Genomic DNA, 13,950 nt, shown 5'->3' on the forward strand with positions numbered 1-13,950 from the left:
AAAAGTGGTTGCCGGACTTTCGAGAAGCTGGCGCATCAAAAGAAAGAATCGAGAGCACCGGACGATGCTCGAACCCGCCAATGAAGGGCAGTCGGCGCTTGTGTGCACATCGCAATCATCTATTCTGCCCGCCATCCGAAAGAGCAATCCTAACAATGGCAGTGATGGAATTTCCACATGGCAGCGCTTCAATTCCGTTCCGACTACGCCCACACAGACGAGGGACGCAAAGGCCTCAAGGCGCTGATTGGCGACATTTTCGCCGTTGACATCACGCCGCTCGACCGGCTCGGCCATGATCCGAGCGTTATCGCCTTCGGCTGGTGGCAGGGCGACAGGCTGGTCGCAAATGTAAGCCTTTATGCGCGGCAACTCTGGCTGAAGGGAGAATGCGTGCAGGCCTTCGGCGTTCAATCCGTCGCCGTTCGTCCTGAATGGCGCGGCCGCGGCCTGTTTCGCAGCTTGATGCAGCATGCATTGGCCTATGCCGATCGTCATGCCGAACTGATGATCCTGACGACGGGAACCCCGGATCTCTATCGCCCCTTCGGCTTTCATTCGCTCAAGGAACACCGCTTCCATGCCAAGGCGGCCATCCCTTCCCGTCCGCCATGCAACCGCCAGCTCTCACTTGCCGATCCTGCAGACGTCACCCTTGTGCAGTCCCTGTTTGCCCGGCGCAGCCCGACATCAGCAATTGCCGCAGCCACGGATCACCCTGCATTGTTCATGCTGAAAGCCTGGCTGACGCCTGAGATCGCCGTCATGCACCTGCCTGAACACGATGCTGTTGTCGCTGTTGACGGGCTGGACCAGGATACACTCATGCTTCTGGATGTGGTGGCGGCGAAGATCCCGACCCTGGATGCAATTGTCGCAGCACTCGGCTTTGCAAGGCAGAGTGTCGACATTCGCCTGACGCCGGATATCATCTGCCCGAGCGCCAAACGAGGCGAAACCGTTGAAAACGGCCATATGCTGCGCGGCCTGTTCCCACTGCAACAAGATGCCATCATCTTCACGCAAATGCACATTTGAAATCCATAACAAACTGATATTAAATTACTATTTTTAAATTCCAAAATTTGCAAAACCGCCAGGGAAGCAACCCTGAACTGAAAGAATAGTTATAACCACTTTATACTTCAAACGCCGCCTCTTATCGTTTTACGATAATTTCATCCGATAACACAGGAGGTTTCCAGTGACACAAACTGGTCGCCTCCGACCTTTGAGTGCCCTCTGCAAAGTGATGAAATGTCTCACGCCCGGCTTTGAGAGCATTGTTTGAAGAAAACCCTATCATGATGACTGTCAAAGCCAGACCAACAAACACCAGCCAAGCTCAGCCGGGAATCCGGCTCGGACAGAAGCGTCTCTGCGCAGGTTTTGTGCTCATGACGCAAGGCGCGGAAATTGCCCTTTTGCTGCTCACAGCAGGGATTGGGTGGATATGGGCTACGGATTTTGATGGTTTCGCCCTTCTGATGGCCGCCAGGCTTGGTCTCGAACCACATCTGATGTCGCCAACCGCCGCGACCCTTTCCTATGCGTTGATCAGCGCCGTGCTCATCACGGCCATCATCGGCCTGGAAAGGAGCCGGCAGTTCCTTTGCCAGTGTGTCTGCGACGCCAAATTGGCCTGCGATGCAGGCATTCTGCTCCGTAAGAGTGGTTTCTCGGCGCTCCTTCTCTATTTCGCCCTGCGCTTCATGCAGAATATCCTGACATTGCCTGTCCTAACCTACTGGCCGGCATACTACCGGGATCCGGAGATATTCGGCATCAACGCCTATGACCTGACGGTGATCCTTTTTACCGGGCTTCTCGTCTACGCCGGTCACATCATGCTGCTGACCGCGAAAGCAAACCGCAGCAATGCAAAAATCATCTGAAGCCATGGCCATTCTCGTCGATCTTGATGTCATGCTTGCATTGCGTAAAATGCGCCTCAAGACGCTGGCCGAGCATGTGGGTATCACCGAACAGAATATGTCGCTGCTGAAATCGGGTAAGGTAAAGGGCATTCGCTTCGAAACACTGGAGAAAATCTGCGCCACTCTGGACTGCCAGCCAGGGGACCTGCTCGAATTCCGGCGGGACAAGCAAGACGAAACCATGAGCGCAGCACTCAGTCTGCGCAAACTTAGAAGCTGAGGCACACAGACAAGCACCCGCCCGGGCAAAAGCACGCTCTCCCCAACGCCAGGCCTCAGCCAGGAGTCAACGTTGATGACCCCACCGGCATTGAACGCGTTTCAAGCCGGAACTCAGGCGACACTTCATATATTCAATAGGTTACAGCTATCCGTTTTCACGCAGCATATCCCAGACAGAGGCGACCAGCTGCTTGAGATTATATGGCTTTGGCAGGAAGCCGAATTTAGCGTCTTCTGGCAGGTTCTTTGCGAAGGCATCATCGGCATAGCCCGAAACGAAAATGAACTTCAGCTCCGGATAATCCTTGCGTGCCTCGCGCAGCAGCGTCGGCCCATCCATTTCCGGCATGACAACGTCGGAAACGACGATATCGACCTTGCCGCCCAGCTCCGTGAGAATCTTCAGCGCATGAACGCCCGTATCGGCTTCGTGGACGGTAAAGCCGCGCATTTCCAGCATCCGCTTGCCGGAACGGCGCACGGCGTCCTCATCTTCCACCAGCAAGACGACTGCCGACTGCCCGGTCAGATCCATTTCGGCTTCCCGCACGGGCGCTTCATCATCGTCATCGGTTGCAGCTTCTGAAAAGGCCGCATTGATCGGAACGCCCTTATGATCGGTTGGCTGATGTTTATGGACCATCGCCGCGGTCGCCTCACGCTGATGGCGCGGAAGAAGAATGAGGAATTTGGTTCCCTTGCCAAGCTCAGAGACCGGATGGATGAAACCGCCCGACTGCGTGACAATGCCGTACACCATGGCAAGGCCGAGACCCGTACCCTTGCCCACATCCTTGGTAGTGAAGAATGGTTCAAAGATCTTGTCGAGTACTTCTGGCGAAATGCCCGTGCCGGTGTCGGACACCTCTACCATGACGAAATCCCGTTCCGGGACTTCCCGCGCCCCGAGCGCAGCCACTTCCGAAGCAGGCACATTGCGCGTCCTGACCGTCAGCGTGCCGCCCTCCGGCATGGCGTCCCGCGCATTGACGCAGAGATTGGTGACAACCTGACCGAACTGGCCCGGGTCGGTCTTCACCGCCCACAGATCACGCTCGAAATCAATCTTCAGCTTGATATCTGCGCCACCGGTCAGGCGCTCGATCATCATCCGCATGTCATCAATCACATCGGTAAGATCCACCACCTGAGGCCGCATGGTCTGCTGCCGCGAGAAGGCGAGAAGCTGCCGCACCAGCTGTGAAGCGCGATTGGCATTGCGCTTGATCTCGATAAGGTCGGCGAAATCGGGATCGGCTGGCCGCGACTGCAGGAGAAGATGGTCAGCCGACAGAAGAATTGCCGTCAGTACGTTATTGAAATCATGCGCAATTCCGCCTGCGAGCGTTCCAACCGCATTGAGCTTCTGCGTCCGTGCCATCTGCGCCTCAAGCGCTTTCTGCTCGGAAATATCGATCACATAGACAAGCGCAACCGCGTCATCGTCACCATTGCTTGCATGGACGAAGAACCGGAAATGGCGCCCGTCATCAACAGCATGCCGCGCCTCGAAAGGCGCAATCTCACCCTGCCCGTCAGCTGCGGCAAGCAGCGCGTCCTGCATTTTCGTGCGATCGGCGTCATCGATAACCGATGCGATCTGCGCCGTGCCGTTAACATCCTCACGCCGGACCAGCCCCCTGAACATGGAAAGGAAACGGCTATTTGTTGCGAGCAGCGCGCCGTTGCGTGCCACCGTCGCAATCGCCATCGGCGTGTCGTTGAAGAAGCGCTCGGCGCCGGCGCCGGCCAGGCTTTCATTATCGCGCCGTTTCAGCACAACCGTCCGGCTTTCTGCGATATTGCCCTCGCGTGCGGTTGAGACATCATGCAGCAGCCGAACCGGCATGTGACGTCCACTCGGCAGGCGCAGCGAAACATCCATGCTCTCGCTGCGCCGCTCGCCGGGCGCTGCATAGACCGAACGCAGCAGCACCATATCTTCGCCGGCCAGAATATCGCTGAGGCTCAGACTGCCCGGCTCAAAGGCGGCAAGATCAATGTCCAGCCATTCGGCGAAAGTGGCATTGATATATTGAACGCTGCCGTCGCCGTTCGCTGTCAGAAACCCGACCGGTGCATGGTCAAGATAGTCAATCGCCTTTTGCAGTTCACGGAAATAGCGCTCCTGTTCCTGACGCTCCTGGGTGATGTCGCGCACCTGCCAGACATGGTGATTGCGATGCCTGCCCTGATCATTCTCGACAGCCATGAAGCGAGCCGACAGGCGGTACCAATGCGGATCCTCCGCACTGCTTTGGCGCGCAGAAAGCGGCCGGGAAAGACGGAACTCCTCCTGGCCATCCTGACCACTGCGCACGACATGGCTGAGACGGTAAAGGCTTTCGGCGCTTTCGGCCTCAGCGGAAAACAATGCATCCAGACTTTGGGTGACGCCCGCCTCGCCGATCAGCTTGCCATAGGCCGAATTGGTATAAATAATCCGGTCCTTGTGATCGGTCACGATTACCGCTTCAGGATATTGATCAAGAAAACCTTTTGCGACCAGGCGGTTCCCGTCGGAGGGAAACATGCGAACAAGACCAAGAACCAGTGAGATAATGAAGAAGACGCCCACCACCGCAAGGACCGCCAGCGCAATCAGATAGGTCTCCGCCGTAAAAAAGGAGCGATACTGAAAATAAAGGCCGCAGAGAATGGCCAGAGCGAGAATCAGCAACACAACACGCAGCGCCAGCCCCGTCCACCGTCCGCCGATCACGACCGGTTCAAATCCGTCTTTCTCAGGCTTGACCGCCTTCATGATGTCCTCATTCCTTGTCGACGGACAAACGCCGACACTTGCATCCCCATCTCATGGGAACAGCCCTTGCCGGGGAGAGATAAGCCAACCCGGGCAGGCGAAACAACAGTATTATCGGGCTGAAAATGGTCGAAAAAGCTTAATTTTGGGTTTTGTCTTCAAATCGCCCGGATACCACCCACAAAAGGAGCCTGTCCGCTCACATGATGCCGGCAAAATCACGCACGCAATCGTGACAAACGCCTGCCGCAATAGTTTGGCAAATCGGCCAAGAAGGCACCTTCAGGCGATTGCCTCAAATTGACTTTTTGGCCATATATATGAAGCACAACATTACGCCCAAAGGTCGAATCGACGAAAGAAAATCCACCTCAAGTTTGAATCGATCAATCTTTGCCGCATGGATCAGCTTCAGGACCGGATTCAGCGGGAAAATGGCATATTGAAAGGAGCATGGGGGCACATGATGCAGTCTCTGTTTGACGAGACAATCTTTAACTATCCGGCAGTCGCCGTCGCCGTAATTGTCGTGGCCATTGCCTGCATCTGGCTCTTGCTGCGCCATCGGCCGCCGTCGCCCTTCATCCGGGGTGGACGCAACAGGCGGCCGCGTCTTCTGGTGGTTGATGCTGCCGCTGTCGATGCGAAGCGCCGCGTCGTTTTGATCCGCCGCGACAATGTCGAACATCTGGTGATGATTGGTGGCCCGAACGACATTTTGCTGGAAACCCGCATCCCCGCCCCGATCGGGGCGCGCCATGGCGCAGAAGCAGAGCGCAAAGCAGGCAATGGCGAAGAGAACGCGAAAGACGCGCCGCCGCAATGATTGCAGGCAAGCAAATCGCGTCGGACAATAATCCGGCGCCGATCACCGAGTAACATGGCAGCCAAAAGCAAATAGCCGCACCTGATCAGCGCGGCTATTTGAGTGCAGTTTTACTCGTCACGATAGACTTTTTCGCGCCTTTCGTGACGTTCCTGTGCCTCGATCGACAAGGTGGCGATCGGCCGGGCATCCAATCGCTTCAGACCAATCGGCTCGCCGGTCTCCTCACAAAAGCCATATGTTCCATCATCAATGCGCCGCAATGCCGCATCAATCTTGGAAATAAGCTTACGCTGCCTGTCTCTTGCGCGAAGCTCAATGGAACGGTCGGTTTCGGAGGAAGCACGGTCTGCCAGGTCGGGATGATTGGCGCTTTCCGTGGCAAGATTTTCGAGCGTTTCCCGTGCCTCGCGCAGAATGTCATTCTTCCAGGCGATCAGTTTGGCGCGAAAATAGGCCCGCTGATTGGGATTCATGAACTCTTCATCATCGGAGAGAACATAGCGACTAAGGTCAATGCTCTTGTTCAAAGCCATTCTCCTGAACAATACCCCACGCCGCGAGTGTATAATCAAAGCTGATGCGGCATTCAAGCCTTTGCTTTCAATTTGGGCATTTATAAAACTGTCAAAAAAATAGGCTTTCATGCTATATTTTTGTCAATTCCGGGTGTTTCAAGCGCTAAAATTCCCGTTTTTAAGTTTTTTTCGCGTTCTTCATGCGAAGAAAAGCAGATTTTGAACGCAAATTTGCTGCATTGATGGGCAATTCAAAATATGTGTTTTTCACAAGTTTCCTGCGACCACCACCCGCATGAGGCGCAACTTAAGCCCCGAATCGCCCCACAGCGAACACGGTTTCATGTCAGCGCCACCAGGGGGATTGCGTTGCAACGCTTCTGACGCCATTCTGCCCCCGCCCATAGTTGCAGTCAGAACCAAGGTTGTTGAAATGCCCTGACATTTGTCACGCTGGCGAGATGTCTCTTGCCATCTTTCGGCATTCGGCGCATGGAGCTATGCAACACAAGACCCGACCCCGTGACGCCTCGAAAAGAACAGACCAGCCCAGAAGCATTTTGCTTTTCCGAGATTGACGATGACGCCCATCACGCCCCCACCCCACCGGATTTTCCTCGTACGCCATGCCCAGGCCGTCTGGCCGGAACCGACCATGCGCGATTACGACCGGCTGCTATCCGCCCGGGGAGAAATCGATGCTGAGCATATCGCCAGACGGCTGGCGGCGGCAGGATACAGGCCGGACCTTATTCTCTCCTCATCGGCGATGCGCTGCCGGCAAACGGCCGACGCTGCCTATCGGGCGCTTGAGCGCACGCCGCGCATGCAGTTTTCAGATGATCTCTATCAAGCCGCCCCGATCACCTATATCGAAATGATCGAGGATATAGATGCCTATGAAGGCATCATGGTGGTTGGCCACAATCCGGGCATTGAGGAAATCCTTCTGATGCTGACTGGTTACGAATCCTTCAACCGGGCCTGCCCCTACGGCTACCCGACTGCCGGTGTTGCCGTCCTGGATTTTACCGGCCCAACCGAAGGCAAGCCTGACGACAGCCCACAGTGGAAATTGACGGAATTCCTGACCCCGTAACTTTTGCCCGTTCCAGGCATTTTCTGGAATCATTTTCCTTTCTTCTTTCCCCGCCGCCCTGAAATGACGCCGGTTCGCCTTGACTCACTGTCAATGCGCGGTAAAGTTTTTGCGTCGGCAGCGGTCCCGGATCCATTATGAGATACAACCGACTGGCGCAGGCGGCCAAGCTGGGGGAGTACTGGAAGCCACCTGCATTTCGGGACATCATTCGCTCCGGTAGCCAAGCGGACCGGTATCCTCCGGCCGCGACACCTTGAGGAATGTGGGAGGAACATGATGAGGATCCTTGCTCCGTTGGCGGCAGCGCTTGTGCTGTCGGCAAGTGGTATTACGTTGGCTCATGCTGACACTATTCGCTTCTGGACAACCGAGGAACAGCCGGAGCGACTGGCCAAGCAGCAACAGATAGCTGATGCCTTCAAGGAGGCGACCGGCAATGAAGTACAGGTGATCCCGGTCACCGAAAGCGAGCTCGGCACACGCGCGACAGCGGCTTTTGCCGCCGGTGACCTGCCGGATGTTATCTATCTCACCTTGCAATATGTGTTGCCCTGGTCAGAAGCCGGCATTCTTGATGTCGAAACCGATGACGAGATCGTCAAGGATCTCGGCACAGATACCTTCGCGCCCGGACCGATCGAAATGGCGCAGTTTGACGGCATGACCGCCGCCGTTCCCGTCGACGGCTGGACGCAGATGATCATCTACCGCAAGGACCTTTTCGATGAAAAGGGGCTGGCGCCGCCGAACTCCTATGCCAATATCGAGACCGCCATAAAGGCCCTGCACAATCCGCCGGATATGTACGGCTTTGTCGCTGCCACCAAGATTGACGAGAACTTCATGAGCCAGGTGCTCGAACATGTGTTTCTCGCCAATGGCGTCACACCGGTCGATGCCGATGGTTTCAAGCCGCTTGATGAGAAGAAAACGATAGAAGTCCTTGATTTCTACAAGACACTTGCCGACGCATCACCGGCCGGCGAGCTTTATTGGCAGCAGTCACGCGCGCTTTATTTCGATGGCAAGGCGGCGATGATCATCTGGTCGCCCTTCATTCTCGATGAACTGGCGGGCCTGCGCGATTCGGCCCCGCCGACCATCAATGACGACCCGACCTCGACCGAACTGGCGCAGAAGACCGATGTCGTCACCACGCTTTCCGGTCCGTCCAATCCCGATGGTTCAGCCTGGGCGGATGTGCGTTATCTTGGTGTCACGGCGGATGCCAATACCGATATCGCGGCTGATTTCGTCAAATTCTCGATGGATCAGGGCTATCTCGACACGCTGTCCATGGCGCCGGAAGGCAAGTTCCCGGTCCGTCGGGGTACTGAGGCCGAACCGACGAAGTTCATTGATGGCTGGGCCAAGCTTCCGGTCGGGGTCGACCGCAAGGCACCGCTTGCAGATCTCTATCCGCCGGAAACGGTTCAGAAGATCGTCACGGGCCTGGAAACCGGCAATCGCTGGGGCGTGAAGGAAGGACAGCTGGCGCTGGCCTCGAAGATGATCAATGCCCAGATCTTCAATCAGGTGGTCCGCGAATATATCGATGGCGAGATCGACGGGCCCGATGCCGTGGCCAAACTGAATGACGAGCTTTCGCAGATCAACTGATCTGGCAGAGCCGGGCGCTGACAGGCGCCCGGTCCACCATCTTCAGTGAAAGGCCCTTTTCATGACCGATGCGCCGGTAGACAGCGCGAAGAACGCGGCTCCGCCCAACAGGCTCGGACGGATGGCGCGGCGCGAAATGCGCTTTGCCTATGGCATGCTTGCGCCGACATTTCTGATCGTGCTGGCGGTTGTGCTTTTGCCGCTGATCGCCAATTTCTGGATTTCCTTCAAGCCGGTTCAGCTCTCCGACCTGCGCGCACCGACGCTCTCGGTCAATGAACGCCTGCGTGGCACGCTGGAACAGGCGGGCGACACGGCCGAAATCGAATACCGGCTGCGCAACACATCACAAAAAGCCATCATCGCCGAGGCCGGTTTCTCCGATACGCTGCCAAAGGGACTGACCGTCTCAGACCTTGACCCTCGCTGTGCCCTAGCCGGTCAGGAACTGACCTGCAGGCTGGGCGACATCCCCGCCAAGTTTCGCGAAACAATCAAGCTGCCGGTCACAGCAGATGAGGCCTATATCGCCGATCCGGTCAATCCGCGTGACAGCGAGGCCCAGAACTTCGGCAGGGCTGACAATGTGCTGACCAATATGACCTTCACGCTGGATAATTACCGCAAGGTCTTTTCGTCATCCGATTTCTGGCACGTGCTGCGGGTGACTTTTTATTACACCGTTTTCGGTACGCTGAGCGCGCTGGTGCTCGGCCTGTTTGCGGCGCAGCTTCTAAACCAGAATTTTCGCGGCCGCTCCGTGCTGCGTGGCCTGTTTCTGTTTCCCTATGTCGCGCCGGTGATCGCGGTTGCCTTCACCTGGATCATTTTGCTTGATCCCTATTCCGGCACGCTAAACGCACTTCTGGTGCAGGCGGGCATGATCGGAACCCCGATTGATTTCTTTGGCCAGCGCTCCGTTGATATCAGCCTTTTCGGCTTCACCTTCGGCTTCCCCGTCGCGCTCACCACCGTCATCGCCTTTGAGGCCTGGCGCTATTTCCCGCTGGCCTTCCTGTTTATTCTGGCGCGCATGCAGGCGCTTTCAAGCGATGTCTATGAAGCGGCCGAAATTGACGGGGCAACGCCGCTGCAGCAATTCTGGTATATATCGCTGCCACAGCTGGTCGGCATTCTCGCCGTTCTCTTCCTGCTGCGCTTCATCTGGACCTTCAACAAGTTCGACGACATTTTCCTGCTCACCGGCGGGGGGGCGGGAACGCGCACCTTAACCGTCGATGTCTATGAACAGGCCTTCGCCATCTCCAATCTCGGCGCGGGTGCTGCAGTCGCCGTTGTCGTCTTCGCGGTTCTGCTCGCCTTCTCGCTGCTTTTCTTCACCTTCTCGCCACAGGATGACGGTTGATGCGTATCGGAACAGGTTTCCTCGCCGCCCTTGTCGCCGGGGCCGTCTGGGGCGCGGCCTGGATGATTGTATTTGGCCTTATGCTTACCCTTATCACCGGCGCGCCGAGCGCCCCGCCGGTTGGCATTGCGGCCCTTGCCGGCGCCATCGGCGCGGCCATCATGTCACTGGCCCCGGTCAGAAGTCGCTCCAACCCGGACGGACGCGGCGCATCGCTGCAGATCGCCGTACTGATCGCGATCACGGCTGTGCTTCTGGCTTTGACCTTCGGGCGCCCTTTCGGCATCGCGCTCGATCAGAGCGCCGCGCTGCAGGTGATCGGTGTTTTATTCTTCATTTTCGCGACCTGGTGGAGCGTTCACGCCGCGATTTTTGACCAGCCCTCCGGCCGGCTCAATCGCTATCATCTTGAAACCGTGATGCTGCGGATCGCCAAAGGCTTAGGCCTGACGCTGTTTGCCATCGTCGTCGCCCTGCCCTTCTACGTGATGGTGATGACCAGCCTGAAAAGCCAGCAGTCGCTGATTTCAAATCCGCTTGATTTCTCGCTCGACCTTTCGCAAGGGATCGGCAATCTGCTGCGCTCCTATGTCGAGCTGTTCACCAATTATCATTTCGGCACCTTTCTGATGAATTCGGCCATCGTCTCGGTGGCGACCGTTATCATCACCCTGCTCTTCGCCGTTCCCGGCGCCTATTCAGTGGCGCGGTTGAAATTTCCCGGACAGGCCTTTCTGTCACGCTCGATCCTGCTCATCTATATGGTGCCGGCAATCGTACTGGTGATCCCGCTCTATTCGGTCTTCTCGCAAGTGGGACTGCGTAACTCGCTGGTCGGGCTGATGATCGTCTATCCGGCAACCACAATTCCGGTCGCGCTCTACATGCTGCAGGGCTATTTCCGCGGCCTGCCCTCGGAGCTTGAGGAAGCAGGCCTGATGGACGGGCTGAAGCGCCCCGGCGTGATCCTCAAGATCACCCTGCCGCTGGCGCTTCCGGCGCTTGCCTCGGTCGCGCTTTACGTTTTCATGATTGCCTGGAACGAATTCCTGTTCGCCTTCATGTTTCTCGACGACATCAACATGTTCACGCTCTCGCGCGGCGTCGTCTCGCTCAATTCCTCCGAAGTGCCACGCCAGCATCTGATGGCCGGTGCCGTGATTGCCACGGTGCCTGTGCTGTTCATCTTCCTGTGGTTCGAGCGCTTTTTGGTATCCGGGCTCACCGCCGGTAGCGTCAAGGGATAGACCATGCAGAAAACGCTCCGCCAGCAGGCCATCGATATCCTGCGTGACAATGATCGCGGCGGTTACACCGTGCCGACAGCAAGACTTTATCCCTATCAGTGGAACTGGGATTCGGTCTTTGCAGCGCTCGGTTTTGCCACCTTCGACCGCAATCGCGCCTGGGAAGAAATCGAAACGCTGTTCTCCGGCCAGTGGGAGGATGGCATGCTGCCGCATATCATCTTCCACAAGACCGATCCGGATTATTTTCCCGGCCCCGAACTGTGGCAGTCCAATACCGTGCCGCCAAGCTCAGGCCATTCCCAGCCGCCGGTCGCGGCAAGCGCGATCCTGACACTGATGCAGACCGGCGGTGCGATGGACCGGGCGCGCGCCAAGGCGCTTTTGCCAAAACTGATCGGCTATCATCGCTGGTTCCACCATTTCCGTGATCCTGATGACACCGGCGTGGTCGGGATCATCCATCCCTGGGAATCAGGCCGCGACAACTGCCCCGACTGGGATGTCGGCATGAATGCAATCGAAGTACCGGATGATCTTGGTGATCTGCCGCGCCGCGATATCACCCATGTCGATCCCTCCGAACGGCCGACAGCGGAGCAATATAACCGCTACCTCACCATCGTGAAATTCGGCCATGACTGCCGCTGGGATCATCTCGAAATCGCCCGCAACGGCCCGTTTTTCATGGTCGACCCCTGCGTCCAGTTCGCTCTGATGCGGGCCGACCACGATCTGGCGCAGCTCGCTGATGAATTCGGCGCACCCGGCATCCGCAACGAGGCAGAGACCTGGGTGAAGCAGGCCAAGGCAGGCTGTTCGTCCTTCTGGAGCGAGGAGGCTGGCGGTTTCGTCGCCAGGGATCTACGGTCCGGCACGCTTTCAACGGCGCTGACGAATGCCTCGGCCATGGCTTTTTATGCCGATGCGGGAACCGAAGACCAGCAGCGCAGGCTGCTGTCAGAAATCAGTGCCATTCTGGAAGAATGCGTTTTCGGTTTTCCAAGCTGGGACCCGCGCGACAGCCGGTTTGAATCGCGGCGCTACTGGCGTGGACCGATCTGGTCGGTCGTCAATTACATGATCGCGATCGGCCTTGCCGAAAAGGGCCATGGCGAGATTGCCGAGCGGCTGCGAGATGACACGCGCCGCGTGGTCGAGCAGTCCGGCTTTTTTGAATATTTCGATCCACTGACCGGCGAAGGTCTGGGCGGCAAGCTGTTCACCTGGACGGCGGCCATCCACCTTGCCTGGGCGGATCAGACTTGAGAGGAGACACGGCATGGGTGCCATCCGGCTTGAAAATGTCGAAAAATGGTTTGGTGAGCTGCAGGTGATCAGGGGAATCGACCTTGAAATCGCCGACGGCGAATTCGTCATCTTCGTCGGCCCGTCCGGCTGCGGAAAATCGACGCTGCTGCGCATGATCTCCGGACTGGAGGAGACAAGCCGGGGCCGCATTCTGCTTGATGGCGACGATGTCACGGACCGTCTGCCCTCTGAACGCGGCCTGTCGATGGTGTTCCAGTCCTATGCGCTCTATCCGCATATGAATGTGCGCGACAATATGGGCTTTGCGTTGAAGACTGCCGGCAGCCCGAAAGCAGAGATTGACGAAAAAGTCTCGCGCGCTGCCGATATTTTACGGCTCGATGACTATCTTGAGCGCCGCCCCAAGGCGCTTTCGGGCGGCCAGCGCCAGCGCGTGGCCATCGGCCGTGCCATCGTCCGCGAGCCGAAGGGCTTCCTCTTTGACGAACCGCTGTCCAACCTTGACGCGGCACTGCGGGTTGAAATGCGCTTCGAGATCGCCCGCCTGCACGAAACGCTGGGCACGACCATGATCTATGTGACCCATGACCAGGTCGAGGCAATGACGCTTGCCGACCGCATTGTTGTGCTGAAGGACGGACAGATCATGCAGGTCGGCACGCCACGCGATCTCTATGAACGGCCGGACAATCTCTTCGTCGCCCAGTTCATCGGCTCGCCGAAAATGAACATCCTGCCCTGCACCACATCCGGGGGGCGTTTTGCCATTCCGGATCATGGCGGCGGCCCGCTTCCGGGCCAGAAGATGGGTGAAGCGACCATGCTCGGCATAAGGCCGGAACATATCGATGTGGTGGCAGCAAAAGAGGGCATTGTATCGGGCCGGGTGGAGATTGCTGAATATCTCGGCTCCGACACCTTTCTCTATGTCGATTGCGGCAAGGCCGGGCGGCTGATCGTGCGGGTGGCCGAGATTGAACCCGGCATTCGCGGCCAGGAGATCGGCCTTTCCTTCCGTGCGCAGCATCTGCATTTCTTCGATGCCGCTGAACTGGCGCTTTGATACGCCGCACGAT

General features: G+C 57.3%; 12 protein-coding genes. 10 read left to right on the forward strand and 2 right to left on the reverse strand.

Translation table 11 applies throughout. From position 1 onward, the window contains the following. Positions 1-177 precede the first annotated feature (177 nt). The 3 genes from FJU08_RS13230 to FJU08_RS13240 all read left to right on the forward strand — a co-directional run bounded on the left by FJU08_RS13230 (position 178) and on the right by FJU08_RS13240 (position 2,157). Positions 178-1,038 carry a GNAT family N-acetyltransferase gene (locus FJU08_RS13230; protein ID WP_141149486.1) on the forward strand — a complete coding sequence of 287 codons (861 nt, stop codon included), beginning with the start codon at positions 178-180 and terminating at the stop codon, positions 1,036-1,038. Between the two features lie 266 nt (positions 1,039-1,304). Continuing rightward, positions 1,305-1,895, forward strand: coding sequence for a hypothetical protein (locus tag FJU08_RS13235; protein ID WP_141149487.1), 591 nt, complete (start codon positions 1,305-1,307; stop codon positions 1,893-1,895). A 4-nt stretch (positions 1,896-1,899) separates the two neighbouring features. Beyond that, positions 1,900-2,157, forward strand: a complete 258-nt coding sequence (locus FJU08_RS13240) for a helix-turn-helix domain-containing protein (RefSeq protein WP_141149488.1) — start codon at positions 1,900-1,902, stop codon at positions 2,155-2,157. Between the two features lie 147 nt (positions 2,158-2,304). On the opposite strand, the gene cckA is transcribed toward FJU08_RS13240, so the two are convergent. After that, positions 2,305-4,923, reverse strand: coding sequence for a cell cycle histidine kinase CckA (gene cckA / locus FJU08_RS13245; RefSeq protein ID WP_141149489.1), 2,619 nt, complete (start codon positions 4,921-4,923; stop codon positions 2,305-2,307). Between the two features lie 463 nt (positions 4,924-5,386). Between cckA and FJU08_RS13250 the strand changes: the two genes are divergently transcribed. Further along, positions 5,387-5,749: a flagellar biosynthetic protein FliO gene (locus FJU08_RS13250; protein WP_141149490.1), complete on the forward strand. Its 363-nt coding sequence runs from the start codon at positions 5,387-5,389 to the stop codon at positions 5,747-5,749. A 110-nt stretch (positions 5,750-5,859) separates the two neighbouring features. On the opposite strand, the gene dksA is transcribed toward FJU08_RS13250, so the two are convergent. Then, positions 5,860-6,279 (reverse strand): RNA polymerase-binding protein DksA, encoded by a 420-nt coding sequence (gene dksA, locus FJU08_RS13255; protein WP_141149558.1) that lies wholly within the window; start codon positions 6,277-6,279, stop codon positions 5,860-5,862. A gap of 568 nt (positions 6,280-6,847) precedes the next feature. On the opposite strand from dksA, the gene FJU08_RS13260 reads away from it, so the two are divergent. The 6 genes from FJU08_RS13260 to FJU08_RS13285 all read left to right on the forward strand — a co-directional run bounded on the left by FJU08_RS13260 (position 6,848) and on the right by FJU08_RS13285 (position 13,937). Next, the gene (locus FJU08_RS13260) at positions 6,848-7,366 is read left to right on the forward strand and encodes a SixA phosphatase family protein (RefSeq protein ID WP_141149491.1); all 519 of its coding nucleotides are present in this window, start codon (positions 6,848-6,850) and stop codon (positions 7,364-7,366) included. A gap of 279 nt (positions 7,367-7,645) precedes the next feature. Beyond that, positions 7,646-8,989, forward strand: coding sequence for an ABC transporter substrate-binding protein (locus tag FJU08_RS13265; RefSeq protein ID WP_141149559.1), 1,344 nt, complete (start codon positions 7,646-7,648; stop codon positions 8,987-8,989). A 61-nt stretch (positions 8,990-9,050) separates the two neighbouring features. Beyond that, positions 9,051-10,355: a carbohydrate ABC transporter permease gene (locus tag FJU08_RS13270; protein ID WP_141149492.1), complete on the forward strand. Its 1,305-nt coding sequence runs from the start codon at positions 9,051-9,053 to the stop codon at positions 10,353-10,355. Then, the gene (locus FJU08_RS13275; protein WP_141149493.1) at positions 10,355-11,602 is read left to right on the forward strand and encodes a carbohydrate ABC transporter permease; all 1,248 of its coding nucleotides are present in this window, start codon (positions 10,355-10,357) and stop codon (positions 11,600-11,602) included. The genes FJU08_RS13270 and FJU08_RS13275 overlap by 1 nt, the downstream gene beginning before the upstream one ends. 3 nt (positions 11,603-11,605) lie before the next feature. Further along, the gene (locus tag FJU08_RS13280; protein WP_141149494.1) at positions 11,606-12,871 is read left to right on the forward strand and encodes an MGH1-like glycoside hydrolase domain-containing protein; all 1,266 of its coding nucleotides are present in this window, start codon (positions 11,606-11,608) and stop codon (positions 12,869-12,871) included. 13 nt (positions 12,872-12,884) lie between these two features. Further along, a complete protein-coding gene (locus tag FJU08_RS13285; RefSeq protein ID WP_141149495.1) occupies positions 12,885-13,937 on the forward strand; it encodes an ABC transporter ATP-binding protein in 1,053 nt (350 codons plus the stop codon). Positions 13,938-13,950 lie beyond the last annotated feature (13 nt).

Origin of the sequence: Martelella alba, assembly GCF_006516955.1 — a bacterium.
GTDB lineage: Bacteria > Pseudomonadota > Alphaproteobacteria > Rhizobiales > Rhizobiaceae > Martelella > Martelella alba.

What these genes read in the sequence shown, in the direction of transcription:
- FJU08_RS13230 (WP_141149486.1), top strand. Translation starts at nt 178, where the DNA reads ATGGCAGCGCTTCAATTCCGTTCCGACTACGCCCACACAGACGAGGGA.
- FJU08_RS13235 (WP_141149487.1), top strand. Translation starts at nt 1,305, where the DNA reads ATGATGACTGTCAAAGCCAGACCAACAAACACCAGCCAAGCTCAGCCG.
- FJU08_RS13240 (WP_141149488.1), top strand. Translation starts at nt 1,900, where the DNA reads ATGGCCATTCTCGTCGATCTTGATGTCATGCTTGCATTGCGTAAAATG.
- cckA (WP_141149489.1), bottom strand. Translation starts at nt 4,923, where the DNA reads ATGAAGGCGGTCAAGCCTGAGAAAGACGGATTTGAACCGGTCGTGATC.
- FJU08_RS13250 (WP_141149490.1), top strand. Translation starts at nt 5,387, where the DNA reads ATGATGCAGTCTCTGTTTGACGAGACAATCTTTAACTATCCGGCAGTC.
- FJU08_RS13260 (WP_141149491.1), top strand. Translation starts at nt 6,848, where the DNA reads ATGACGCCCATCACGCCCCCACCCCACCGGATTTTCCTCGTACGCCAT.
- FJU08_RS13265 (WP_141149559.1), top strand. Translation starts at nt 7,646, where the DNA reads ATGAGGATCCTTGCTCCGTTGGCGGCAGCGCTTGTGCTGTCGGCAAGT.
- FJU08_RS13270 (WP_141149492.1), top strand. Translation starts at nt 9,051, where the DNA reads ATGACCGATGCGCCGGTAGACAGCGCGAAGAACGCGGCTCCGCCCAAC.
- FJU08_RS13275 (WP_141149493.1), top strand. Translation starts at nt 10,355, where the DNA reads ATGCGTATCGGAACAGGTTTCCTCGCCGCCCTTGTCGCCGGGGCCGTC.
- FJU08_RS13280 (WP_141149494.1), top strand. Translation starts at nt 11,606, where the DNA reads ATGCAGAAAACGCTCCGCCAGCAGGCCATCGATATCCTGCGTGACAAT.
- FJU08_RS13285 (WP_141149495.1), top strand. Translation starts at nt 12,885, where the DNA reads ATGGGTGCCATCCGGCTTGAAAATGTCGAAAAATGGTTTGGTGAGCTG.